Genomic DNA, 533 nt, shown 5'->3' with positions numbered 1-533 from the left:
CCCCTTATTGATGGCCATTATAGCGGTCTTTTTTATCCTTCCTTTCTTGCACGGCCTTTCTTATAAAAAACCGTGAATAGAGAAATCCCTTCCGAATGAGACTGCGTGCGCAAGATAACCCTGAATAACCTGTTGGGAGAAACCAGAAAAATGAGAGATAAAGCAGGGTAGGATAAGGTTCAGACGTGCTGATCCCTCCGCTTTCGCGGAGACAAAAATATCCCTTTAATTAGGGGCTAAGTCGGGTTGATACTCACTAAAGAAGGCTGAGGTTGTTTGAGCGTACATGTTTAATGTTGACGCATTGAAGATCTCTTGTATCCCTGACGCTATCTTACGGAAAGAGAGCCACTGAAAGCTCAGTCCTTTCTTGGTCTGGCGTTCCCGTGTTGCGAGGATCAATTCGCTGATGTTGGTGTAACGCACGACTTTTAAGTCATTAAAGAAGCGAGGTGTAAACTGTTTGTACGCGGGTGCACTGCGTATCGTCCCTTCGTCTTGGTCGACACACACCTTGATCCGCTCACTGTGAA

Annotated in this window: 1 pseudogene; it reads right to left on the bottom strand. The window is 46.0% G+C overall.

From position 1 onward, the window contains the following. Positions 1-225: 225 nt before the first annotated feature. Positions 226-533 (bottom strand): annotated as a pseudogene (locus AB4589_RS21095) (hypothetical protein); the annotation flags it as partial.

Source organism: Vibrio sp. 10N.222.49.A3, from assembly GCF_041475145.1.
Lineage (GTDB): Bacteria > Pseudomonadota > Gammaproteobacteria > Enterobacterales > Vibrionaceae > Vibrio > Vibrio tasmaniensis_A.
The sequence above is the reverse complement of the archived record's forward strand: the minus strand, read 5'-3'. Positions and strand labels throughout refer to the sequence as shown.